Origin of the sequence: Pontibacter litorisediminis, assembly GCF_029360645.1 — a bacterium.
GTDB classification, from domain to species: Bacteria; Bacteroidota; Bacteroidia; order Cytophagales; family Hymenobacteraceae; genus Pontibacter; species Pontibacter litorisediminis.
The window spans coordinates 249,978-273,558 of the sequence record NZ_JARDUA010000003.1; the positions used below are offsets into that span (position 1 = coordinate 249,978).

Annotated in this window: 20 protein-coding genes and 1 riboswitch; of the genes, 7 read left to right on the forward strand and 13 right to left on the reverse strand. The window is 54.6% G+C overall.

From position 1 onward, the window contains the following. Nucleotides 1–140: 140 nt before the first annotated feature. Entirely contained in the window at nucleotides 141–1,196 is a 1,056-nt protein-coding gene (gene recA, locus PXG97_RS11065) for a recombinase RecA (RefSeq protein WP_276497811.1), read from the reverse strand. Between the two features lie 160 nt (nucleotides 1,197–1,356). On the opposite strand from recA, the gene PXG97_RS11070 reads away from it, so the two are divergent. Continuing rightward, on the forward strand, nucleotides 1,357–2,508 hold the full coding sequence (locus PXG97_RS11070) for a hypothetical protein (protein ID WP_276497812.1): 1,152 nt from the start codon (nucleotides 1,357–1,359) through the stop codon (nucleotides 2,506–2,508). A 680-nt stretch (nucleotides 2,509–3,188) separates the two neighbouring features. Here PXG97_RS11070 and PXG97_RS11075 read toward each other — a convergent pair. Continuing rightward, on the reverse strand, nucleotides 3,189–3,818 hold the full coding sequence (locus tag PXG97_RS11075; RefSeq protein ID WP_276497813.1) for a GNAT family N-acetyltransferase: 630 nt from the start codon (nucleotides 3,816–3,818) through the stop codon (nucleotides 3,189–3,191). Between the two features lie 169 nt (nucleotides 3,819–3,987). On the opposite strand from PXG97_RS11075, the gene PXG97_RS11080 reads away from it, so the two are divergent. Then, complete coding sequence (locus PXG97_RS11080) at nucleotides 3,988–4,860, forward strand: SDR family NAD(P)-dependent oxidoreductase (RefSeq protein WP_276497814.1); 873 nt, start codon at nucleotides 3,988–3,990, stop codon at nucleotides 4,858–4,860. 71 nt (nucleotides 4,861–4,931) lie between these two features. On the opposite strand, the gene PXG97_RS11085 is transcribed toward PXG97_RS11080, so the two are convergent. The 9 genes from PXG97_RS11085 to PXG97_RS11125 form a co-directional block, all read right to left on the reverse strand. Then, nucleotides 4,932–5,360, reverse strand: coding sequence for a hypothetical protein (locus tag PXG97_RS11085; protein WP_276497815.1), 429 nt, complete (start codon nucleotides 5,358–5,360; stop codon nucleotides 4,932–4,934). Nucleotides 5,361–5,592: 232 nt separating this feature from the next. Then, nucleotides 5,593–6,558: an AAA family ATPase gene (locus PXG97_RS11090; protein ID WP_276497816.1), complete on the reverse strand. Its 966-nt coding sequence runs from the start codon at nucleotides 6,556–6,558 to the stop codon at nucleotides 5,593–5,595. 7 nt (nucleotides 6,559–6,565) lie between these two features. Then, nucleotides 6,566–7,933 carry a peptidylprolyl isomerase gene (locus PXG97_RS11095; protein WP_276497817.1) on the reverse strand — a complete coding sequence of 456 codons (1,368 nt, stop codon included), beginning with the start codon at nucleotides 7,931–7,933 and terminating at the stop codon, nucleotides 6,566–6,568. Nucleotides 7,934–8,036: 103 nt separating this feature from the next. Next, nucleotides 8,037–10,337 carry a peptidylprolyl isomerase gene (locus tag PXG97_RS11100; RefSeq protein WP_276497818.1) on the reverse strand — a complete coding sequence of 767 codons (2,301 nt, stop codon included), beginning with the start codon at nucleotides 10,335–10,337 and terminating at the stop codon, nucleotides 8,037–8,039. 166 nt (nucleotides 10,338–10,503) lie between these two features. Beyond that, the gene (locus PXG97_RS11105) at nucleotides 10,504–10,914 is read right to left on the reverse strand and encodes an ATP-binding protein (RefSeq protein WP_276497819.1); all 411 of its coding nucleotides are present in this window, start codon (nucleotides 10,912–10,914) and stop codon (nucleotides 10,504–10,506) included. After that, complete coding sequence (locus tag PXG97_RS11110) at nucleotides 10,907–11,245, reverse strand: STAS domain-containing protein (RefSeq protein ID WP_276497820.1); 339 nt, start codon at nucleotides 11,243–11,245, stop codon at nucleotides 10,907–10,909. Before PXG97_RS11110 ends, PXG97_RS11105 begins: the two co-directional genes overlap by 8 nt. A gap of 20 nt (nucleotides 11,246–11,265) precedes the next feature. Further along, nucleotides 11,266–13,305 carry a GAF domain-containing SpoIIE family protein phosphatase gene (locus tag PXG97_RS11115; RefSeq protein ID WP_276497821.1) on the reverse strand — a complete coding sequence of 680 codons (2,040 nt, stop codon included), beginning with the start codon at nucleotides 13,303–13,305 and terminating at the stop codon, nucleotides 11,266–11,268. Nucleotides 13,306–13,625: 320 nt separating this feature from the next. Beyond that, nucleotides 13,626–15,095 (reverse strand): IMP dehydrogenase, encoded by a 1,470-nt coding sequence (gene guaB / locus PXG97_RS11120; protein ID WP_276497822.1) that lies wholly within the window; start codon nucleotides 15,093–15,095, stop codon nucleotides 13,626–13,628. Nucleotides 15,096–15,319: 224 nt separating this feature from the next. Next, the gene (locus PXG97_RS11125) at nucleotides 15,320–15,637 is read right to left on the reverse strand and encodes a rhodanese-like domain-containing protein (protein WP_276497823.1); all 318 of its coding nucleotides are present in this window, start codon (nucleotides 15,635–15,637) and stop codon (nucleotides 15,320–15,322) included. 119 nt (nucleotides 15,638–15,756) lie between these two features. Here PXG97_RS11125 and pnuC point away from each other — a divergent pair, with 119 nt between their 5' ends. Continuing rightward, nucleotides 15,757–16,374 (forward strand): nicotinamide riboside transporter PnuC, encoded by a 618-nt coding sequence (gene pnuC / locus PXG97_RS11130; RefSeq protein ID WP_276497824.1) that lies wholly within the window; start codon nucleotides 15,757–15,759, stop codon nucleotides 16,372–16,374. A 404-nt stretch (nucleotides 16,375–16,778) separates the two neighbouring features. On the opposite strand, the gene PXG97_RS11135 is transcribed toward pnuC, so the two are convergent. Next, the gene (locus tag PXG97_RS11135) at nucleotides 16,779–17,186 is read right to left on the reverse strand and encodes a hypothetical protein (RefSeq protein WP_276497825.1); all 408 of its coding nucleotides are present in this window, start codon (nucleotides 17,184–17,186) and stop codon (nucleotides 16,779–16,781) included. Between the two features lie 207 nt (nucleotides 17,187–17,393). On the opposite strand from PXG97_RS11135, the gene PXG97_RS11140 reads away from it, so the two are divergent. Then, nucleotides 17,394–17,918, forward strand: a complete 525-nt coding sequence (locus PXG97_RS11140; RefSeq protein ID WP_276497826.1) for an ATP-binding protein — start codon at nucleotides 17,394–17,396, stop codon at nucleotides 17,916–17,918. A 12-nt stretch (nucleotides 17,919–17,930) separates the two neighbouring features. Further along, nucleotides 17,931–18,806: an aldose 1-epimerase family protein gene (locus tag PXG97_RS11145; protein ID WP_276497827.1), complete on the forward strand. Its 876-nt coding sequence runs from the start codon at nucleotides 17,931–17,933 to the stop codon at nucleotides 18,804–18,806. Between the two features lie 164 nt (nucleotides 18,807–18,970). Here the strand turns inward: PXG97_RS11145 and PXG97_RS11150 are convergent, their stop codons facing one another. Beyond that, a complete protein-coding gene (locus PXG97_RS11150) occupies nucleotides 18,971–19,192 on the reverse strand; it encodes a hypothetical protein (RefSeq protein WP_276497828.1) in 222 nt (73 codons plus the stop codon). A 253-nt stretch (nucleotides 19,193–19,445) separates the two neighbouring features. Beyond that, nucleotides 19,446–19,542, forward strand: a riboswitch (TPP riboswitch). A gap of 61 nt (nucleotides 19,543–19,603) precedes the next feature. On the opposite strand from PXG97_RS11150, the gene PXG97_RS11155 reads away from it, so the two are divergent. Together PXG97_RS11155 and PXG97_RS11160 are read left to right on the forward strand one after the other, a co-directional pair. After that, a complete protein-coding gene (locus tag PXG97_RS11155) occupies nucleotides 19,604–22,021 on the forward strand; it encodes a TonB-dependent receptor (RefSeq protein ID WP_276497829.1) in 2,418 nt (805 codons plus the stop codon). 356 nt (nucleotides 22,022–22,377) lie between these two features. Further along, on the forward strand, nucleotides 22,378–23,556 hold the full coding sequence (locus PXG97_RS11160) for an acyl-CoA dehydrogenase family protein (RefSeq protein WP_276497830.1): 1,179 nt from the start codon (nucleotides 22,378–22,380) through the stop codon (nucleotides 23,554–23,556). Nucleotides 23,557–23,581: the final 25 nt, after the last annotated feature.

Sequence of the window (23,581 nt, forward strand, 5' to 3'; positions counted from 1 at the left end):
ACCTGTTATCAATCAAGTTTTGTACCAACTGCTTCTCAAGGCTTAAGTTATAGAATCTCCTTTTGCTATTCAACTGATTTTAAACAAAAAAGGTGCTACCATGGTAGCACCTTTTTTTACTTCAGGTCAGGAAATAATGTTCACTCGGCTTCGGCAGAGGCTGCGGCAGAGTCATCAAGGGCGGCGGCAACCTTCTCCGGCTCGCCTTTCACGATGGCTCTGATCTTGTTTTCGATCTCTTCCATCAGCTCCGGGTTGTCCTGCAGGATCTGCTTCACGCCGTCGCGGCCCTGGCCCAGCTTGTCGCCGTTGTAAGAGAACCACGAACCGGATTTCTGCACGATACCCAGCTCAACGCCCAGGTCCAGCACCTCGCCCACTTTAGAGATACCCTCGCCATACATGATGTCGAATTCCACCACCTTGAACGGAGGGGCCACTTTGTTCTTCACTACCTTCACGCGGGTGCGGTTACCGGTAATGTTGTCGGCGCTCTCCTTGATCTGGCCCACACGGCGGATATCCAGACGCACAGAGGCGTAAAATTTCAGGGCGTTACCACCCGTGGTAGTCTCCGGGTTACCGAACATCACACCGATCTTCTCGCGCAGCTGGTTAATGAAGATACAGGTACATCCCGTCTTGTTAATCGTGCCGGTAAGCTTGCGCAGCGCCTGCGACATCAAACGTGCCTGCAGACCCATTTTGCTGTCGCCCATGTCGCCTTCCAGCTCGCCTTTCGGCACCAGTGCAGCCACGGAGTCAATTACAATAATATCAATCGCGCCAGAGCGGATCAGGTGGTCAGCGATCTCAAGCGCCTGCTCACCGTTGTCCGGCTGCGATATCAGCAGATTTTCTGTATCAATGCCTAGCTTCTGGGCGTATATCCTGTCAAATGCGTGCTCTGCATCAATAAACGCTGCTAAACCGCCTTTTTTCTGCGCCTCGGCAATGCAGTGCATGGTAAGCGTGGTTTTACCAGAAGATTCAGGACCGTAGATCTCTACGACACGGCCGCGTGGCAAACCGCCAATACCCAAAGCAATGTCCAGACCCAGCGAACCAGTGGAGATGGCCGGAATGTCCTCAACCTTGTTGTCGCTCAACTTCATTACGGTGCCTTTGCCGTAGGTTTTGTCGAGCTTGTCCATGGTCAGCTGCAGGGCCTTTAGTTTTTCGTTGCTTACGCTCATGTGTGTTTTCTTAATTAACTTTATATTGAAGGTGAAATTACGAATTCGGAGCCAATCTTCAAAATAGTTTACAAGTATTTTGCTAATTTTTTTAGCTGTTCGGCGCCGTCTGATTATAACATAGCCGCACCTGTTTTTGTGCCATACTGAGCCCTTTTTTATGCACCTCCCGAAAGTTTTTTTTCTATTGATTTTGCTGGTAGTAAGTTCATTTGCGAAGGCACAGCTAAACAACCAGGCGCTACTGCAGCCAGTGGAGGTGCAGCAGCAATATGCTAATGATATTAGGATAAAAGTGCAGGCGCTGGGCTTTCTCAAGAACAACGAGTACTTCAACAAAATTGCCGACGGCTATACGCTGTTCGGCTACCAACTCAATCCAAAACTGAGCTACCAGCCCACAGCTAACGTGGCAGTGGAGGCAGGTGTTTTGCTCTGGAAGGACTTCGGTGCCGCGGGCTATGAAGACATTACGCCCACCTTTACAATAAAGGTGCAGCAGGAGCGGTGGGAGCTGCTGTTCGGTACTTTGGAGGGCAACCTGAGCCACGGCTACATAGAACCGCTCTATGACTTTGAGCGCCTCCTGCTTAACCGGCTGGAGCAAGGCGTGCAGTATAAGCTGCAAACGCCCCGCCTGCGCCTGGACGCCTGGGCCGATTGGGTAAACATGCTCTACCGTGGGGAGGACGACCAGGAGCAGGTGAACGGCGGCGCCGCTGTGGCCATACTGTTACTGGCCCAGGAGGGGCGGGGCAATCTGGCCGACAGTTTATACCTGACGCTGCCCGTGCAGTTCACTGCCCAGCACAAAGGAGGGCAGATAGATGCCTCTGACTTGCCGCTAACCACCGTAGCTAATGTTGCTATTGGCCTGGAGCTGGAGAAAAAGTATAACCGCCGTGTGCTGCACCGCCTCTACACCAAAAACTACCTCGTGGGCTACAGAGACTTCTCCAACGAGTTGCAGCTGCCCTACGAGCAAGGGTGCGGCTTATACTTCAACCTCGGGGCTGACACCAAGTACCAGGACGTGATGCTGAGCTACTGGCGCGGTGACGGCTACATCAGTGAGTTGGGGGGCAAACTTTACCAGTCGGCCTCCACCACTTTTAAGAACCCGGATTACCTGGAGCAGGAGCGGGAGCTGCTTATACTACGCCTGATGAAGGACATTGAGCTGATAGAAGACCTGAGCCTGACGCTGCGCCTGGAGCCCCTCTGGGACTTTAACAACCCAAAGCTGGAGTTCTCCAGCGGTTTCTACCTTAACTTTAACACAGATTTTTTCCTGGCCAAGGCGAAGCGGTAGGGTATGCGTCCTCTTCTTTGCACATGGCGCAAATCTTCATATTTGTGACTTACTAATGATGTTGAGTCTGTGACTCGTCTGGCTTGAAAAGCTATACTTTATACTTCTCTGGCGCAAGCGTCCGCTTGTGCCTTCTTATACTTCGGCCATACTTTCATAGCCATTGCCTCCCTCAACCTGACACAGGCTACTCTTACAAACTACCGTTCATCCTCCAGACTTACATACCTACAGTTTCATTTATACTTTCTGCCCTCCCAGGCCGGGAGGCCTCGTTTTCCCGCTCGGCGCTGGGAGCTTTTCCTTTGCTCCTACGTCGCAATGCCTTCGGCACCGGAAAAACTCGCATAGGCGCCTCACAGAAAAACTGGGATATTGTTCGATAGCTGCGGCTGACGGAGCTTCAGCCAAGTCTCGCATGGAAGGGGCAGGGGGTAATCGCCTGCTAATTCCATCCTCGGAGGAACTGGGGTGGATTCATACTTATAGGGGCAAGTCGTGACTATCAGCAGCAGCCATGATACTTATACTTAGCCAAAGCAAGTATAAATTAAGGATTCATACTTTGTAGCGAAAGGGGGAAGCCTGACCTCGCGACTGCACCTGCTAAGTGTGAGAGCTTGGTCTTGGTTCTTAGGAAAACCTCCTGGGTGGGGGCAGCAAAGCAGGCCGGAGTTATACTAGGCCACCGCAGTAGAGCTGGCTTCCTGCTGCTGTTGTGCCCGCTCGAAATCTTGGCGGGTGATGCCGTAGTAGCTGAGATCCAGTAGTTCATCGGAGTCGGTGCCGCGGTAATCGCAGCGCAGCACGCCTTCCTTTACAAACCCGCAGCTTTCCGCCAGAGAGCCGTAACTCTCATTGGCGCTGGTGCAGCGCAAGTATACCTTGTTGAGCTCCAGCGGGCCAAAAGCAAACTGCAGCACCTCTTGCAGCGCCTCCTGCGCCAGCTGCCGGGTGGCAGGCCAGGCAGCGAAGTATAAACCAAGCTCCGCTTTAGGTATGGAGCGGTCCAGGTTCTTCAGGGCAATATCGCCGATGTAGTGGTTGTCTTCTTTCTGCCAAACGCCGAAATCAAATGTGCGCCGGTTTTCCCAGTCGGTGCGGAGCTGCTGTACCTGTGTGCGGGCATCATCCAGCACGCGTACCCGCGCCAGCCGGCCCGAGAAGGCGGGGCTCAGGTAGGCGATGTTCTCCTGCAACAGGCGCATAAAGTCGCGCTCATCCCCCTCCTGGTAAGGGCGCAGCAGCAGGTGGGGCGTCTCTAATTGTTCATCAAAGGCATCTGCTAGCGTATCGTATAAGTAGCTCATGAAGAATCGTGTGGCTGATGGTTATCCGTACTCGGTGCTCTGCTCTGTCATACGCTAACGGGTGCAAAACGTGGTGTTACTTTGGAAGAATATCCTTCACCAACTCTTCTGATGCATCTGTCGTTACTACTTAATGATAATCATTGCGACATAACTAGATCAAAATCAAATGGGAAACAGACTTGAAGGGAAAGTAGCCATCGTGACAGGCGGTGGCTCTGGTATTGGCGAAGCCATCAGCAAAAAATTCGCGAAAGAGGGAGCAAAAGTAGTAGTGGCCGGTTTTCCGGAGGACCCGGTGGAAGACGTAGCGAAGGAAATCCAGGAGGAGGGGGGCACTGCCATTCCTTTCACCGGAGACTTATCGGTACTAGCCAATGCGCAGCATTGTGTTGAGCTGGCCGTGAAGCAGTACGGCAAACTCGACATCCTGATAAACAACGCGGGCACGTTCCCGGAGACAAACCTGCTGTCCGACTACTCGGAGGAAGCCTTTGACTACTTACTGAAAAACAACATCCGGACAACGTTTGCTATGAGCAAAGCCGCGCTGCCGGAGCTGCAAAAAGCAAAGGGCAATATCGTGACGGCAGGATCGGAGTCGGGTTTACTGGGTATTGCACAGAACGCCCCGTACGGCGGCACCAAAGGCTTTAACCATGCTTTTACCAAAGGTTTAGCGGCAGAGCAGGCGCAAAAAGGCGTGCGCTGCAACATCGTGGCCCCAGGCCCCATCGACACTGGCTGGACGCATAAGGAGACCGGCCCTATGGACAAGCAGATGGAGCAGATGGTTACGCAGGGCACGCTGATGGGCCGCCGCGGCACGCCGGAGGAAGTTGCCAACGTGTACCTGTTCCTGGCTTCGGACGAGGCCTCGTATGTAACTGGCGCGATCTTCCCGGTAGACGGCGGCACGCTCATTGCCAAGGGCCCTGCCGGCGACATGGCCGCGGAAAGCATGAAAAAGCAGCCTAAGGGCGAACTCAACCTGAAGCACTCCAAAGAAAGCCACACTTCGGTGAGAGAGCAGGATAGGTAAACAGGATTTTTTAAAAAGAGAAAGCCGCTACCTTACCAAGGAGCGGCTTTCTCTTTTTAGTTTATACTTGGCTACGCGTTCAGGTACGGGTAGTTAAAGTGCTTCGGGCTGTGCAGGTTCTGCTGGATCATCATCACATCCAGTGTATGGGCCGTTTCTTTGAAGAACTCCAGGCGGCGGTACAGCATCTCTTTCTGCAGCACGGTGCCGGTGGCTGTCTTCATGTAGGCTTTCTTGTCTTCCAGCAAGTGGTGCATTACCTCGTTTGCCTGCTCCTCGTGCTGCATGTACCACTGCTGAAAATCAAACAGGCGGGCAGCACCCGGGGTAGGCGATTTAAAATCCAAGCCATGCAGGCGCAGCACATCGGCCAGCAGGTCTATCTCCAGCGGAATGGAGGTATTGTAAGGCATGGTACGCACCTCCAGCTTGCTGTTAAGGGCGCCTGCAATGCGGGCCAGGTTATCTTTAAAGCGAAGAAATAAAGCAGCCGCTTCCATATGTCTATCAGGTAAATTTAACTATAAGTATAGGCGCAAAATTACACCAATTAGTTTGAATTGCAATTCACGAGATGAGGGGATGGAGTGAACCTTTACCCTGTCATGCTGGAAGAATCTTGGTGGAGAGTAGCTACTGCTTCAACACAACTCAACTAAGATCTACATACAATGACAGAAATGGTAGCGCATATTCATTCACTCATTCAAAACTCACTCAGTCAGAATTGCTCTACAGCAGCTCCCGGATCAGCTGCTCTTCCGTAACACCCTCTGCCTCTGCTTTGAAGTTGCGTACGATGCGGTGGCGAAGAATAGGCAGCGCCACTTCCTGCACATCCTCAATGTCAGGGCTATACTTGCCGTTGAGGATGGCATTGCACTTAGCCCCCACGATCAGGTGCTGCGAGGCCCTCGGGCCCGCGCCCCATTCCAGGAACTGGTTGGCCTGCTTAGAGGCCATCGGCATGTTCGGGCGGGTTTGGTGCACCAGCTTCACAGCGTACTCCACCACGTTATCGGTTACCGGCACACGGCGCACCAGCTGCTGAAAGGCGAGGATGTCATCGGCGTGCAGGACCTTGCGGAGCTGGTTTACGGCAGCGCCCGTGGTGTTCTTCACGATCTGCAGCTCCGACTCATAGCTGGGGTAGCCTAGCGTGATGTTGAACATGAAGCGGTCGAGCTGGGCCTCGGGCAGGGGGTAAGTGCCTTCCTGCTCAATAGGGTTCTGGGTGGCCAGCACGAAGAAAGGGCGGGGCAGGTTATACTTGTGGCCGGCTACGGTAACGGCATGTTCCTGCATGGCCTCCAGCAGCGCCGCCTGTGTTTTTGGGGGGGTACGGTTTATCTCGTCGGCCAATACGATGTTAGCGAAGATAGGGCCCGTCACAAAGCGGAAGTTGCGGTCCTTATCCAGCGTTTCGGCCCCCACAATGTCGGAGGGCATGAGGTCGGGCGTGAACTGCACCCGGTTAAAGCTCATGTCGAGCGTGGAGGCAATGGTTTGGATGAGGAGCGTCTTGGCCAGCCCCGGCACCCCCACCAACAGGCAGTGCCCCTGACAAAAAACAGCTGTGAGTACTAATCTTACTACTTCGTCCTGGCCTACAATTACTTTTGATATCTCAGAAGTTAATTCGCGGTAGGCGCTGTGCAGGGCGTCGGCTGCTTCTTTGTCAGAGGTGAACTGCGTCATAGGTTATCTATTGCGTTAGTTGCTGGAGCCCCCCACAATCCTGGAGCTCCGGATCCACTTCGATGTATACGGTGTTGATGTTCTTTTTAAACCACTCGTTTACGGCTTTGCTGCGCTTCTCAGAAAGTGCCGCGTTCGCTATCTTCTGGTAGTCGTCTGTCAGGTTAGCCAGGTGCGGCGCTGTTTTTGACTTCAGGTACAGAATGCGCACCGCGTCTTTGCCATCCGGCGTGGTAAAGGCCACTGGCTTGGAAATCTCGCCTACCTGCAGGGTATCGATCACGAAGAAAATGGCTGGGTCAACCTGATCCATGGGGATGTAGGTAGTGCCGGTGGCACGGCTTGTGAGCATGCCGCCATTGTCTTTTGTGTTGGTGTCGTCGGAGTACTCCTTGGCAGCCTTGGCAAACGAGATGCTGTCGTTCTCGATCAGCGTGCGGATGCTATCCAGCTCCGTAACGGCAGCCTTGATGTCAACCGTGGCCGTGGCCGGCTTTATCAGGATGTGGCGCGTGTTAAACTCTTGTCCACGGCGCTCGATCAGCTGTATCAGGTGGAACCCGAACTGCGACTCGATCACGTTTGACAGGCCGCCTGGCTCCAGGCGCAGCGCGGCTGCCTCATACTCTGGCACCAGCTCCTTTTTCTTGAAGAAACCCAGCTCACCGCCATCCTGTGCAGAGGCAGGGTCCTGCGAGTACTGGCGGGCCAATGCGGCGAAATCCTCACCGGCCAATATACGCTTGCGCAGCTCTTCCAGTTGCTGACGCGCCGCTTGCTTCTGCTCGCGGCCAATTTCTGCATGAAGCACAATCTGGCCGATCTCTACCTCTGTGGAGAAGTAGGGCAGGCTGTCTTTCGGGATGTTGTTGAAGTACCTTTTGATCTCCTTCGGCGTAACGGATACCTTGCCCGTAATCTCACGCTGCATACGCTCCATCACCATCTGCTCGCGCACGGTTTTGCGGAGCTCATCCTTCAGCTGGCGCAGGCTTTTGTTGTAGTACTGCTCCAGGCGCTCAGTGCCGCCCACCTGGCTGGCCAGGTAGTTGATGCGGTCATTCAGCTCACTGGTCACCATGGCTTCCTCCACCGTGATGGAGTCAACCTCGGCGCGGGCCAGCAACAGCTTGTCCTGCAGCAGTGAGGTGAAGATCTGGCACTTCAGGTCTGGGCTGGGCTGCTGCTTCGACTGCGTCAGGTACTGCAGGTAACCAAACTCCAGGTCGGAGCGGAGAATAACGTGGTTGTCTACCTTGGCGATAATGCCGTCCACCTGGTACTGCACAGGGGCCTGGGCATAGGCCGGGGCAGACCATACGATGAGGCAAAGTGCCGCAAAGGCCGACAGGGCAAATTGATGAATCTTTTTCAAGGGATCTATCTTTATTTATACTTATGCTGAAAATCAACGCACAAGTTACTTCTTTATTCTGAAATACCCGAAAAGCAGGGCAAATTAGGCACAGCGATAAGGGCTACTGGCGCACCAGCTTTTCTACCTCGTCCTCTTTTACATTTACCGGGTATTTGCTGCGCAGTTCCTGCACCCACTGCTCCTCCAGGTAGTTCTGGTAATCGGAGATAACCGGCCCGCGCACCTCGCTCAGCTCCTTGTACGCTGGCTCCAGCACATCTTTGATGATGATGAGGTACTCGCGGCCATTTTGCTGTGTGGTGTACGTACCTTTTTTCCACTCCACGGCATCCAGAGCTTTGTTGTCGCCCCGCTGGAACTTCTTCTCGGCTATCTGCACCGCCAGCGGGTTGTCCTTGTTCAGGCTCTCGGCCAGCGCGGCCAATTCCGAAGTATACAGCGTGAAGGAGGCACGGCGGTTGCGGCGGCGGCCGGTCTCGGTATTGTCCGGGCCGGCCTGCTTGCTCTTGCCCAGGCTTTGGCTGGTAATTTGCCCGGCAGGTACCCCTTGCTCCTGTAAGTACGCCTGGGCGGCATTGGCGCGTGCCTCTGCAACCTTGGTGTTCTCGCGGGCGTCGGTGTGGCCGTTCACCTCCACCGTCAGGCTTTCGTTTTGCTGCAGCAGCTCTGCCAGCTTCTCCAGCTCGGCGCGTCCTTCAGCGCTAAGCTCGGCCTTGTTCGGCTCAAACAGCACATCGCTCAGCCTGGCAAAGGAAACAGGGTAGCGGCGCTTGTTTAGCTGCTGCTGCGCCTGCTGCAGCAAGTCTTTGTTGGCGGCGCTGATCACGATGGCATCGGCACGCTCGCCCCACTTATACTTCTCGCGGTTCTGGTTAAAGTAGTTGCGCAGGCCCACCGTGTCTTCAATCGCCTTGCTCCATACCTTCTCGTCCATCAGCTGGAACAGCAGGATGCCGTCGTGGTACTCCTGCACCAGCATGCGGTAATCGTTATACTTGTTCTCCAGGTTATTGCGCTCGTACTCCAGCAGGCTCTTCTCCGCAAAGCTTTCGTAGAGCAGGTTCATGGCGTGGGCGGCCGTGCCGCCGTTACGCGAGCGCTGCTCTGCCTTCACGTAAGTATAGAAGTCGCCTACCGTGTAGTTTTTACCCTGAATGGTGAACAGCGTTTGCTTCAGTGCCTTGTCGCTCTCGTCGTAGCTCCAGGTGCCTTGCAGCAGCTCGTCGGTGGCCTTGGCCAGTGCGGCAGCCTTCACCTCCGCGTTCTCGGTAAAGCTGTTCTCCTGCTTGATGCGCCTCAGGAAAGCGGTCTTGTTCAGTTCAGAGCGGGAGTCTTTGGCAATTTTATTGCGCAGGTGCTGCTCCATATCCTCGTAAGGCGGCAGGCTGCGTTTCTCGATCATCTTAATGATGTGCCAGCCATAGGATGTATACACCGGCTTCGAGATGTCGCCGGGTTTCTGCAGGGCAAAGGCAGCCTCCTCGAACGCAGGAATCATGCGCCCTGTGCCAAACCAAGGCAGCTCACCACCGTTTCGGGCGGTGTTGGCGTCCTCTGAGAATTCCGTGGCCAGCTTCTCCCACTGCTCCCCGCGCTGTAGGCGGCGGTATATGGCGTCTATGCGCTGCTTGGCGGCCAGCGAGTCGGCGGCTGGGGTGTTAGGCGTAGAGCGCACCATGATGTGGGCAACTTTCGCCTCGCCACGCGCCTGGCGCTTGTCGTTTACTTTTATCAGGTGGTATCCGAAACGGGTGCGCACCGGCATCGATACCTCGCCTACGGCTGTCTTGTAGGCCGCGTCCTCAAACGGGTACACCATCTGCAGGGCAGTGAAATAGCCTAACTTGCCTCCGTTGTCGGCGGCCGATGGGTCCTGGGAGTACTCTTTTGCCAGTTTGCCGAAGTCTTCGCCGCTCTGGGCACGTTTGCGCAGCTCCATTGCCTGGTTATAGGCGGCCAGCGTGTCTGCAGGGGCGGCGTCAGGGGCCAGGGAGAGGAGGATGTGCGAGGCGCTTACCTCCTGCTTCATCCGCTCGTAGGCTTCCTTCACCAGCTGGTCGGTCACGCTCTTTTCGGTAAGGTAGGGCTGTGCCAGCTGTTCTTTATAACCCTCCAGCTCGCGCTTAAAGGCCATGGTCGTGTCCAGGCCACGGCTCTCGGCCTCCATCACCTTCAGCTTAAAGTTGGTGTAAAGCTTCAGGTAATCGGCCACGCTCTCGCGGGTATAGGCATCGTCGTTGCCGCCGTTGTTCTTCTCGTACACATAGCGGAACTCTGACGTGGAGATAGGCTGGGAGCCAAGCGTAGCGATTGCGGGTTCTTTACTGTCGTTCTTCTTGGAGGCGGTACAGCCGGCCATGGCCAGGGCGGTTACCGCTACCAGTAGGTGGTTGCTGCGCATAGGATGATTTGAAATCAGGATTTTCTTTCTCGCTGACCCGGGGATCAGGGTATGCAATTTTAGGTAAAATTTCTGACAGATAAATCAAAAACTATATCCATAATACAATTGCACAGGCTTTTGTTCCCGGATAACGGCCAGGGCGGCAGCTAAAGTATGTAAAGGCTTACTTGATTTTCTTGTAGAGCAGGCAGGTGTTCTGGGTGCCGTCCGTGACGAACTCCACCTTGTCCATGATGCGGTTCACCAGCGCGATGCCCACGCCACCCTTCTTACCCATCTTGATGTGCTCCTGAATGTTGGGCTCTTTGTAATTGCTGCGCTCAAAGGCTTTGCCCTGGTCTGCTATCTCAAACCTTACCTGGTCTTTCAGGGTCTGCACTTTGAGGGTAAGGTACTTGTTGGGGTCCTCGTGGTTGGCGTGTATGATCAGGTTGGCGCATATCTCATCCACAGCCAATACGATCTGGTTCATGAGGATATCCGAGAGCGCAAGCGCCTTCAGATAGTCCGTCACGAAGTCCCGTATCAGCTTCAGGTTTTTTTTAGTACAACTTACCCGAATGGAATTATTCATTTGCAATGCTTCTGGCTTCCTCGTAATCGGATACGATGGTCATGAGCAGGTCAAGGCCAAGTATCTCGAACACGTTGCGTACCTTATCCTGCATGTTATAGAAGATAAGCTTGATCTGGGCGTCCTCGAACCGCTGCAGATGCGAGATGAACACCCCGAGGCCCGCGGAGGAAATATAGTTAAGGTCCTGGCAATTAACCAAAACCTTGCTGTACTTCATAATCTCAGGGTCAGACAATTCTTCATCCAGTATAACAGAGGAGCTTGCATCCAGTTCGCCATCCAGGGTCAGGATGACGGTGTTGTCCTTAATTTCTTGTGTAATTTTCATCGGCATACTTTACGGGTTAATCACTTTTTTTGTTGAGTGGGCCTGAACTTAATGACGAGCAGCGTCTGGTCGTCGTAAAGGTTGCCCGGGCCGGTAAAATCGTTCACATCGTTGATGATGGCATACTTAATATCATCAGCCTCCAGGTGGTACGTTTGCTTCAGCATGTACAGCAGCTTTTCCTCGCCATACTCCTCGTTTTGCGGGCTTCTGGCCTCCACAATGCCATCGGTGTAGATCACCATCACATCGCCGGGGTTATAGTCATAGTACATCTCCCGGATGTGGCCGGCGTAGGCCTTGTCGTCGCGGATAATGCCCAACCCCAAGCCGTCCGTCTTGAAGTAGAACACGTCGTCCATCATCGCATTATAGTACAACGTATGGCAGTGGCCGGCGCGGGCAAACATAAAACCCTTCATACGGTAATCTATAATATATAGCGCAGAAGTTATAAAAGAAGTTCTTTCCAGGCAGCGGCTGAGCGCGCTGTTGGCCTGTTTCATGAACTCGCTCGGGGCCATGTCCTGCTGCATCAGCCCATGGAAGATGCCTTTCATCTGCGCCATATGGAAGGCCGCCGAGATCCCCTTGCCCGACACGTCGCCGATGATGATGGCAATGCGCGACTCGCTCAGCTGCAGGAAATCGTAGAAGTCACCGCCCACCTCCTTGGCGGCCAGTGAGTGTGTGCTTATCTCAAACCAGCTATCGGTCGGGAATGTTTTCGGGATCAGGCTCTCCTGCACCTGTGTGGCAATTTTCAGCTCCTCCTTATAGCGCTCGTTCTGCAGCGACTCGTTAACCAGGCGCAGGTTCTCAATAGTGAGCGTAGTTTGGCTGGTGAAGGTGCGCAGCACGTTCACGGTTTCGTGGTCAAATCCCCCCTCCACGTCTTTCAGCAAGTACAGGACGCCCGAAAGGTGCTTTGCTGATTTGATGGGAAGTATGGCCATGGACTTCCAGGGCAGGCCTAAACCACGGAAGCCTGGGTTGCGGCCCAGGTTGTTGTTGATGTAGTCCATATTGTGGATGTTGTAGGCCTGCAACAGGTGCCGGATGCTTTTTATCTGGGGCTCCTTGATGTTGAGCAGGTGCGTTACCTGGGGCTCGCTGTTGCGGACTACCTCGAACCAGGCGGCGCTGGCGTCCGAGGCCTTGATAGTGCTTTCCACCAACATGTCGTACACCTGCGCCTCACTTTGCCCTTGCTGTATGGAGAGGCTCAGGCGCTGAAAGTTGAGCAGGTCCTCGCTCTTCTGCTCGAATACGCTGGAGGTGGGGAGGCTGAACAAGGACACCAGGAAAGCGGCCAAGGTATACATGCCCACAAACAGCATGGCCAGCAGCAGAAACCCTACATCGGTGTAGTCGATCACCAGGTTCAGGTTTTCGGCCATGTTGTAAAAGAAGCGCACAAAAATGTAGCTGCTGAGCAGGATGGCGCCAAGCAGCACCAGGGAGCGGCTCTTGTTGTTGAAGGTGAGGTAGGCCACCCACTTCAGGTTCGTGCACAGGAAAAGGATGTAAAAGCCCATCAGGGCCAGCAGTGGCAGGAAAACGTAGCTGGTGTAGTTAAAGTTGAAGATGGTGAGCAGCAGCGTAGCACCCAGCAACAGCTCAAACCAGTCCCAGGCAATCTGCAGGAACTTGTTCTTGTGGTAGAGCAGCAGCTGCCGCCAGATGTAGAAAGCCTTGGCCAGGAACAGCACCAGCAACCCGAAGTTTATCTGGTACACCACGTGCAGCAGCAGCGTGTACTCAACCTCCACATAGTTGATGTATACCCTGTACACCAGGTACAGCGCCACGCTCAGGTAAGCGGCCACGCCCGCCTTGGAGAACAGGTTCCAGAGGTAGCCGATAAAGTCCATGCCCTTGAGCATCTCGGTGTGCAGCCGCTGAAACAGGAACACCGACACGATAAACACCACCACGAGCAGGTTGCTCAGGAACGGAAACGCAAACCCAGGCGCACCGGCCCCTGCCAGCTTGCTTTCGGCGGTTAGCAGTATGTAGACCAGCAGTAACAGCCAGCTTACGACCGCAGAAGTTGCCAATAAGGTTTTTGCGTTGTTTTTATATAGCATAAAACGGAATCCCGTTTATGGGTTCGCTGCGACACAGAATAGGATGATCCTTGGCCTGGTCTTAAAGTGAAAGGTAAGAAAAAAATCTGCTTTTCGGCTAAAGGATCACATCCTGTTTTAGAAAATCACCTTGCATAACGTAAATCGGGCGGCGTAGGTTAGCAGATGCAGGGGTTGAGTATAGATTTTTACAGATATTTCTAAAAAAGGATAGCAGCCAACGGTGCTCCGCTGGCTGCTATCTGCTTTGTAGCCACTGGCTTAGGTGTGGGTGGCTTTATGTTTATACTTTAGCGGCTGTAGTTCGGTGCCTCGCGCATAATCTGCACATCGTGCGGATGGCTCTCGCGCAGGCCGGCGCCTGTGATCTTCACCATTTTGGCATGCTGCAGGTCTTCTATGGTAGGGGTGCCGCAGTAGCCCATGCCGGCCCTGATGCCGCCCACCAGCTGGTAGATCACCTCGTTTACCAGGCCTTTATAAGCCACACGGCCTACAATTCCTTCTGGCACCAGCTTTTTGGAGTCTTTCTCGTTGCCCTGGAAGTAACGGTCCTTCGAGCCTTCTTCCATGGCCTCTACCGAGCCCATGCCGCGGTACGTCTTGTACTTACGCCCTTCGTAGATGATCATCTCGCCAGGGGCCTCTTCGGTGCCCGCCAGCAGCGACCCAATCATGGCCGTGTTGGCGCCACCGGCCAATGCCTTCACAATATCGCCGGAGAACTTAATGCCCCCGTCAGCGATTACCGGAACACCCGTGCCCTCCAGGCCTCTAACGGCCTCCATCACGGCAGAAAGCTGGGGCACCCCAATACCGGCAATAACGCGGGTCGTGCAGATGCTGCCCGGGCCCACGCCTACTTTCACGGCATCGGCGCCGGCGTCGGCCAGGGCTTTGGCCCCCTCGGCCGTGGCAATGTTGCCGGCAATCAGGTCCACGTTCGGGAACTCGGTCTTTATGCGTTTTACGGCTTCCAATACGCCCCTGGAGTGGCCGTGGGCCGTATCCACGCTAATCACGTCTACGCCAGCCTCTACCAGCGCCTTCACGCGGTCCAGCACATCCGGGGTCACACCCACGGCAGCACCAACGCGCAGGCGGCCGTATTCGTCTTTGCAGGCAAAGGGACGGTCTTTTTTCTTCAGGATATCTTTGTAGGTGATCAGGCCAACCAGTTTGCCGTTGTCGTCCACCACCGGGAGCTTCTCGATCTTATACTCCTGCAGAATGTCCTCCGCCTTAGACAGGTCCGTGCCTTTTTTAGCCGTGATCAGGTTATCGCTTGTCATGACAAGCGACACCGGCTGAGTTAAGTCTTTCTGGAAACGCAGGTCGCGGTTAGTGATGATACCGGTCAGGTACCCCTCGTCGCTTACGATCGGGATACCGCCAATCTTGTTCTCGGTCATGATCTGCACGGCGTCGCCCAGCGTAGCTTTCTCGTTCAGGGTGATCGGGTCCATGATCATGCCGCTTTCAGAGCGCTTTACCTTGCGCACCTGCTCCGCCTGCTTCCGGATAGACATATTCTTATGGATGATGCCGATACCGCCTTCCTGGGCCATCGCAATGGCCAGCTCCGCCTCGGTTACCGTATCCATGGCAGCCGAAACAAGCGGGATGTTGATGCGGATGTTGCGCGTTAGCTGTGAGGAAGTATCAGTTTGGTGTGGGAGTACCTCGGAGTAAGCCGGGAGCAGAAGCACGTCATCGTAGGTAAGTGCCTCAAATAAAATCTTAGACTGATCAGAGCGCATGGCAAATAAATTAGGGGTTATTATTTGCCGCGTAAAGTTACAGAAACTTAAGGAGATATTTACGCAAGTACACCGGTATTTTTTGCAACAGCCTGTGCACAATTATATAGCTTTAGAAAAGTATACTGCCTGCCCACTCCTAAAAAACGCTCGCCCTGCTCCCCATTGAAATCCAGGCAGAGTGGCGCCTGCTGCAGCTATAGGGTGCTGCCGCAGCGGGCAGCTTAATAGACCGCCATCGTCGGGTCCACCTGCGTGGCCCAGGCATGGATGCCCCCCTTGAGGTTGAGCAGGTTATCGAAACCGAGCCGCTGCGAGAGGTAGTTAATGGCCTGGGCGCTGCGGAAGCCGTGGTGGCAGATAACCACTACCGGAATATCGCGGCGGATGCGCCCGGACTGCTTCGGCAGCTCCCCCAGGGGAATCAGCTCGCCGCCGAGGTTACAGATCTCGAACTCCTCCGGCTCGCGCACATCCACCAGTTGTATGTTGCTGCTGTGGGCCAGCCTGGTCTTCAGTTCCTGTGCCGTGATCTCATCCATGGTGCGTATAGGTAAAGCGGGTATAGTTGTAGCGGCTCATCCAGCGGTAGGTTGCGCCGAAAGCTTAAAATTAACACGCTTTATGTTTATAAGTACCCTTTGAGGTGTAAATTGCGCCAATGGAAATTTGGCAAAGCATTCTAGAGGCACTTAAGGCCATGAGCCTGGTGGAGTTAACAGGTGTGGTGTTCGGTATTCTGGGCGTGTGGCTGGCCGCCAAACCCAGCGTCTGGACCTGGCCAGCCAGCCTGGTGAGCGTGGGCATGTATGTGCTGGTGTTTTACGGCGCCCGCCTCTACGCCGACATGGGCCTGAACGTGTTTTACTTTGTCACGAGCCTTTACGGCTGGTACATGTGGCTGTATGGCGGCAAGAACCACACAGAGCGTAAGGTGGGGCATGTGACGGTGAAGGAGTTTACGGTGTTGGTGGTGCTGGCCGTGCTCTTTACCCTTGGCCTAGGCTACTTCCTGGATAACTACACCAACGCCGACTTATCCTACACCGACTCGGCCACTACCGCCGTGAGCCTGATGGGCTACTGGATGATGGCCAAGAAGCAACTGGAGAACTGGATTGTGTGGCTGGCGGTGGACGTTGTGTACGTGGGGGTTTATACGTATAAGGAGCTGTACCTCACCAGCTTTCTGTATGTCGTGTTTCTGGCCTTGTGCGTGCAAGGGTACCGCAACTGGAAAAAGGAACTGGTGCTGCAACAGCAAAAGGTTGTTGTATAATTATACTTTATCCTTTAGGAGTTTAATTACATTATTGGCCTTAGAGCGTAAAAGGAGTATCCATCCTTTTGCTGCGACCCCTGTACGGGCGTAGTTTGTTAAACCACTAACGATGCAGCACCATGAAACAACGTAAACTGGAATTACCCGATGAACTGAAGTTCGAGAATCGGATGAAGTGGGGGTACGAGTCTCCGGATGAGCGCCCCAAGTTTGTTTTTCTGAGACAACACGGTGAAGCGAAACCGAAAGTAGTAGAGGTATATAATTTTTATGACTACAGTTTCTCTGATAATTAGGGGCACTTCGGTCTTCGTGCCACCAAACAACGAGAGGCAGCCGCTTTGGCTGCCTCTCGTTGTTTGGTGGCTATACCAGTGTGTTCGGCTTGCCTGCCCTGGGGCTCACCGGCAGTTTCTCAGCCACTCCATGGCTTCCTCTTCGTTGTCGTAGATGTGCGCTTTAAAGCTCCCTTGGACACGCCGGCGAAAGTCTTCGGCGGCAAGCCTGTTCGGCTGCCCCTGCGGCACCAGGTCTACGAAGCAGCTAAGGCCGGCCTGCACGGCAGGAGGGATGAATACCCGCTCCAGCCACTCGTTAATATCTAAAAAGGGACCGGTGTAGTAGCGCGTGTCGTTCAGGATCTTGGAATAGGGGGTGCGCTGCAGGCACTCGACGTACAGCAGCCCCACCGACTTTGCCTGCTCCACAGATGCCGTTCCGTACCAGCACCCCCTGATCCAACCATTTCCTTTATCTGCTTCAACCCTGAAGAACACTTCATCGTTGGCATCGCGCAATTCTTTTTTCATGGTAAAGTTATGTGGAGGAAGCTAATGGCAGTATTCCTATAAAACGGCAGACAATATAGCCTAAATATATAGAAAACGCTATGTACTTCCTGGTGAAAGTTAATGCTCTTTTACGGGCATGGTAACAGTAAGATAAGCAGCAAATGATAGGCCAGATACTACCAGAAGTATGACTAACTTTGGGCGCGGCAACAGGAAAAATAATTTATGATCAAAATCGCCATTACCGGGCCGGAGTCTACGGGCAAGTCTACGCTGGCGCAGCAGCTGGCGGCACGGTACCGCACTGTGTGGGTGCCGGAGTATGCCCGCAGCTACGTGGGCAACCTGGGCCGGCCTTATACTTTGGAAGACATAGAAAACATTGCCCGCGGCCAACTGGCCCTGGAGCGGGAGCTGCAACAGCAGGCAAGCGGTGTTTTATTTGCCGATACCGACATGCTGGTGCTCAAGATCTGGAGCGAGCACGCCTTTGGCCACTGCCCCGCCTGGATACAAGAGCAGTTGCAGCGCCAGGACTACAACCTTTGCCTGCTGATGGGCGTTGATTTGCCCTGGGAGCCTGATCCGCTGCGCGAGCACCCGCACCTGCGCCAGTATTTTTACGAGTGGTACAAGCGGGAGCTGGAGGCGCTGCAGATGCCTTTCGTGGAGATACACGGGCAGCAGCAGGAGCGGCTGCAAGTAGCCGCGCGGCACGTGGAGGAGCTGCTGCAGAAACATCAACCTTGACAAACCAAGAACATGCTATACTTCCTCGAGAACGATAACTATAAGGTGGGCATCGACACGCTGGGTGCCGAGCTGCACCACTTCATCAAGAAAGACGAGAACCTAGAGTTTATTTGGCAGGCCGACCCGCAGGTGTGGGCAGGGCACGCGCCCAACCTTTTCCCCATTGTGGGGGAGCTGCCGGGGCAGCAGTATACTTATGAAGGGCAGCAATACCAGATGAAGCGCCACGGCTTTGCCCGCCGCAAAGAGTTTGAGTTGGTGGAGGAGCACCATGACAAGCTGGTTTTCCAGCTGACCGAGGACGAGGAGACGCTGCAGCAGTACCCGTTTCAGTTCAGGCTGCTGGTGGCGTACACGCTGGAGTGGAACAAGCTCTCGGTTACCTACCACGTGGCCAACACGGGCAAGCAGGCCTTATACTTCTCCGTTGGCGGCCACCCCGGCTTTAACGTGCCTTTTTACCCAAACGAGGCGTATGAAGATTACTTTATCGAGTTTGAGCAGGAGGAGACGCTGCACCGCCACCTGCTGAGCCGGGACGGCCTGCAGAACGGTGAGACCGAGCAGGTGATGGAGCAGGAGCGCGTGTTGCCGCTAAAGAGCAGCTACTTTTACAAGGACGCGCTGGTGTTTAAGGACATGCGGTCGGAGAAGGTGGTGCTGGGCAGCCACAGGAATGCCCGCCGCGTAGAGGTGGCGTTTGAGGGGTTCCCGTACCTGGGCATCTGGGGCAAGCCTGAGCACCCGCGCTACGTGTGCATTGAGCCTTGGTGCGGCATTGCCGGTAGGGTAGGTGAGAGCGGCGACATTACGGAGAAGGAGGGTATCAACCACCTGGGTCCGGAACAGAGCTTTGCCCGCACCTACAGCATTGCCATACTGTAAGATCGGTGTTGGTTATTGGTTATTCGCGTCCGGGCGCTTACCCCCCATTCTCTAACTCTCTCTCTAACTCCTAAATTCTCTAACTTCTCCCAACTCTCTGACTTTGCAAGCAAAAAGCCCCGCTATGTATTCAAACATAGCGGGGCTTTTTGCTTGCAGTGTACTCAGTGCAAGGAGGGTTCCGGAAACTTAGGAACCTTTATCTTCCTAATGTCATATTTTGGTTCGAAGTCGCTTACAGGTAGCGAAATGCCTGGCGGCAGGTCCAGGTCGGGCAGGTCATCACCTAGCGGCTCGCCTCCGTCGTCGTTGTCGGTGGATGGCGGGCGGTTATACTTGGTGCGCGGGGAAAAGGCATAGTATGCCAATATGGTTAACAATGCCACAGTATATAATATGCTGATCATCATCACGGTTCTCTTTTATTTTTCAACTTCTGCTGATCTCTCTGCATGGCAAAGTGTTTTACTTGCAAGCGGTAAAAACTATTGTGCCTTATTATGCTTTACAACGTACTTTGGGGCTAAGTGGTTATCCGTCAGAGGTAAAATTTAGCAGGTGCTGCAAACCTTGTGTTATGGCCTGCCCAAGTATAAATTAATCCTGTTTTTGGTTTAGAAGAGAAAGCGTCCTACCTTTGCCGGTACTCAGGGGTGCCCTATTATTTCGGGCTGAGATCATACCCATAGAACCTGATCCGGGTAATGCCGGCGAAGGGAGAGGTACGGGAAACAAAGTAGCAGGCGGCCGGCCCCTGGTCTGTCTGTATGTTTCACCATTTTCTTTTTCACAAACCAATGAAAAGCTTTTTTATGGCACTGGCAGCCATCATACTGCCATTGCAACTGTTGGCGCAGCACACCCTGAGCGGGCGTGTAAGCCATGCTGGCACAGGCGAGGCCCTGGCAGGCGCTACTGTAGTGGTGCTGGAGTCTAACACAGCTACGGCCACCGGCAGCGGCGGCACCTTCTCTTTCCCCAACCTCCCGGCTGGGGCTTATACTTTAAAAGTAACTTACCTGGGCTTTGAGCAGCAGCAAACAAGTATAAACCTGCAGCAGGACAGGCAGGTGCAGGTTGCGCTGCGGCCACAGGCGCTGCAAACCGGCGAGGTGGTGGTGTCGGCCACGCGGGCCAGCGAGAAAACAGGCACCACATTTACCAACATAAGCAAGCAGGAGCTAGCTGAGCGCAACTTCGGGCAGGACCTGCCTTACCTGCTGGAGCAGACGCCATCGGTGGTGGTGAACTCTGACGCCGGTGCGGGCGTGGGCTATACCGGCATCCGCATCCGGGGCTCCGACATCACCCGCATCAACGTGACCGTGAACGGCATTCCGGTAAACGACTCGGAGAGCCACGGCACTTTCTTTGTGAACATGCCCGACCTGGCCTCTTCTATCGAGGACGTGCAGGTGCAGCGCGGCGTGGGTACCTCAACCAACGGCGCGGGCGCCTTTGGGGCCAGCCTGAACATCCGCACCATCGGCGTGAACCGCGAAGCCTATGCCGAGGCTGTTAACGCCTACGGTTCTTATAACACCTGGCGCCACTCGGTTTCATTCGGTTCCGGGCTGATCAACGACAAGTTCACCATCGACGGGCGCCTGTCCAAGATCTCCTCCGACGGCTACATCGACCGGGCCTTCTCTGATCTGAAATCCTACTACCTGGCGGCGGGCTACCATGGCAAAACTGGCATGCTCAAGTTCGTGACCTTCTCGGGCAAAGAGAAAACCTACCAGGCCTGGGATGGCGTGCCGGAGGAGAAGCTGGAGACCGACCGCACCTACAACGGCTTTACCTACGAGAACGAGACCGACAACTACCAGCAGGACCACTACCAGCTGCACTACTCCAAAGACCTGCTGCCGCGCCTGAACCTGGGAGGCGCCTTCCACTTTACCCGCGGCCGCGGCTACTACGAGCAGTACAAGAATAACCAGAAGCTGGCCAACTACGGCATCGCGCCGGTGGTGCTGGGCGATACCACCATCAGCCGCTCCGACCTGATCCGCCAGAAGTGGCTGGATAACTATTTCTATGGCGCAACCTACGCCCTGAACTACACCGACGTGGCCGGCAAGCTGAACGCTACCCTGGGCGGCGCCTGGAACAAGTATGACGGCGACCACTATGGCGAGGTGATCTGGACCCGCTACGCCTCCGACAGCAAGCTGGGGCAGCGCTACTACTTCAACAATGCCCTAAAAACCGACTTCAACATCTTTGGGAAGGCAAACTACCAGCTCACCGAGCGCTTGGGCGTGTTCGGAGACCTGCAGTACCGCACCATTGCCTATAGTATAGATGGCGTGGACGACGACAACCGCGACGTGACGCAGGAGGCGGATTTCAGCTTTATCAACCCGAAGGCGGGCGTTACCTACCAGATAAGCGAAGGCCAGACGGCTTATGCCTCCTATGCCGTGGGTAACCGCGAACCAGCCCGCTCCGACTTTACCGATAAGCCGCAGAACACCCAGGCCGGCGCTGCCGACCCGAAGGCAGAAACGCTCTACAACCTGGAGGCAGGCTACCGCCTGCGCGGCAGCAGGCAGGCAACACGCTACACGGTGGATGCCAACTTCTACTACATGGACTACGACAACCAACTGGTGCTGACCGGCCAACTGAACGACGTAGGCTCGCCGCTGCGCACCAACATCAAAGACAGCTACCGCACTGGTATGGAGTTGGCGGGTATGATCAGCTTTAATGAGGTGTTGGAGCTGAGCTCCAACGTTACCTTTAGCCGCAACAAGATCCGCAATTACACGGAGTACCTGTATGTGTATGATGCCGACTATAATGTAGAGGATGTGGTAGAGACGAACTATAACGAGACGGACATCTCTTTCTCGCCGGCCGTGGTGTCGGCGCATAAGCTGGAGGTGCAGCCAGTAAAGGGTTTCCGGGCGGCCATACTTTACAAAACCGTGGGCAAGCAGTACCTCGACAACACCGCCTCCGAAGATCGTAAGATCGATGCCTACCAGGTGGCTGACCTGCGCCTGCGCTATACGTTCAAGCCGTCGTTTATGCGGGAAGTGGAGCTGGCGCTGCTGGTGAACAACCTCTTTAACAAGGAGTATGTGGCCAATGGCTATACCTGGAGCGAGGCATATGTAGGCGACAACACCCGCTACGATTACAACTACTATTACCCGCAAGCCACCCGCAACTTCCTGCTGTCGGTGGGTGTGAAGTTTTAAGGTATAAATCCATACTTCTTAGAGAAGGAGCCCTGCCAGCTTGGCGGGGCTTTTTCTTTGACTAAGATTCTTGAGATTTATGGATTCTCAGGACAATGTGAATAAACTGGCGCCGGTATCTGACCGGTGACGTAGGGTGTGTGCGAGTCTCCAGCCTCGCTTGGCTGTAGTGTTATAGCTGAGGCGCAATACGTTGCGCCTCTACAAAACCAAAAAGCCATGAACTTATAGTTATATGTGATACCAAGGGAGACAACAAATCCACCCTCCAACAATTTAGCCATCAAAATACACAGGTTATGCTTAAAATTTTAACTTTGCATAATACCCTAACGCTTTAACCTTAAAACAAAACTATGGCTTACGAATCATCAGGAGCCCCTGATTACTATAACATTGACGACCTGCTGACGGAGGAGCACCTGCTTATCCGCCAGACCATGCGCGACTTCGTGAAGCGCGAGATATCCCCGAACATTGAGCAGTGGGCGCAGGACGCGCACTTTCCGTCTGAGATTGTGAAGAAGTTCGGCGAAGTGGGTGCTTTTGGCCCGACGATTCCAACCGAGTACGGCGGCGGCGGCCTCGACTACATCAGCTACGGCATCATCATGCAGGAGATCGAGCGCGGCGACTCGGGCATGCGTTCCACGGCCTCGGTGCAGGGTTCGCTGGTGATGTACCCGATCTATAAGTATGGCTCGGAGGAGCAGCGCAAGAAGTACCTGCCCAAGCTGGCCAGCGGCGAGTGGCTCGGCTGCTTTGGCCTCACGGAGCCGGACTTCGGTTCCAACCCGGGCGGTATGATGACGAACATCAAAGACATGGGCGACCATTACCTGCTCAACGGGGCCAAGATGTGGATCTCGAACTCACCGGAATGCCAGGTGGCGGTGGTGTGGGCCAAAAACGAGGAAGGCCGCATCAAAGGCCTGATCGTGGAGCGCGGCATGGAAGGCTTCTCTACGCCCGAGATCCACAACAAGTGGAGCCTGCGCGCCAGCTGCACCGGCGAACTGGTGTTTGATAACGTGAAGGTGCCGAAAGAAAACCTGCTGCCGAACATCGACGGCTTGAAAGGGCCGCTGGGTTGCCTGGACTCTGCCCGTTACGGTATCTCCTGGGGTGCCATCGGTGCTGCTATCGATTGCTACGAGTCGGCACGCAAGTATAGCATGGAGCGCATTCAGTTCGACAAGCCGATCGGGGGCTTCCAGCTCACGCAGAAGAAACTGGCCGAGATGCTGACCGAGATCACCAAAGCGCAGCTGCTGGCCTGGCGCCTGGGCACGCTCATGAACGAAGGCAAAGCCACCACGCAGCAGATCTCCCTGGCTAAGCGCAACAACGTGGACATGGCCCTGCATATCGCCCGCGAGGCGCGCCAGATACACGGTGGCATGGGCATTACGGGCGAGTACCCGATCATGCGCCACATGATGAACCTGGAGTCGGTGATCACCTACGAGGGCACGCACGACATCCACCTGCTCATCACAGGCGCGGATATCACGGGTATCCCGGCGTTTAAATAGATCGTTGATCGTTATGCGTTGCTCG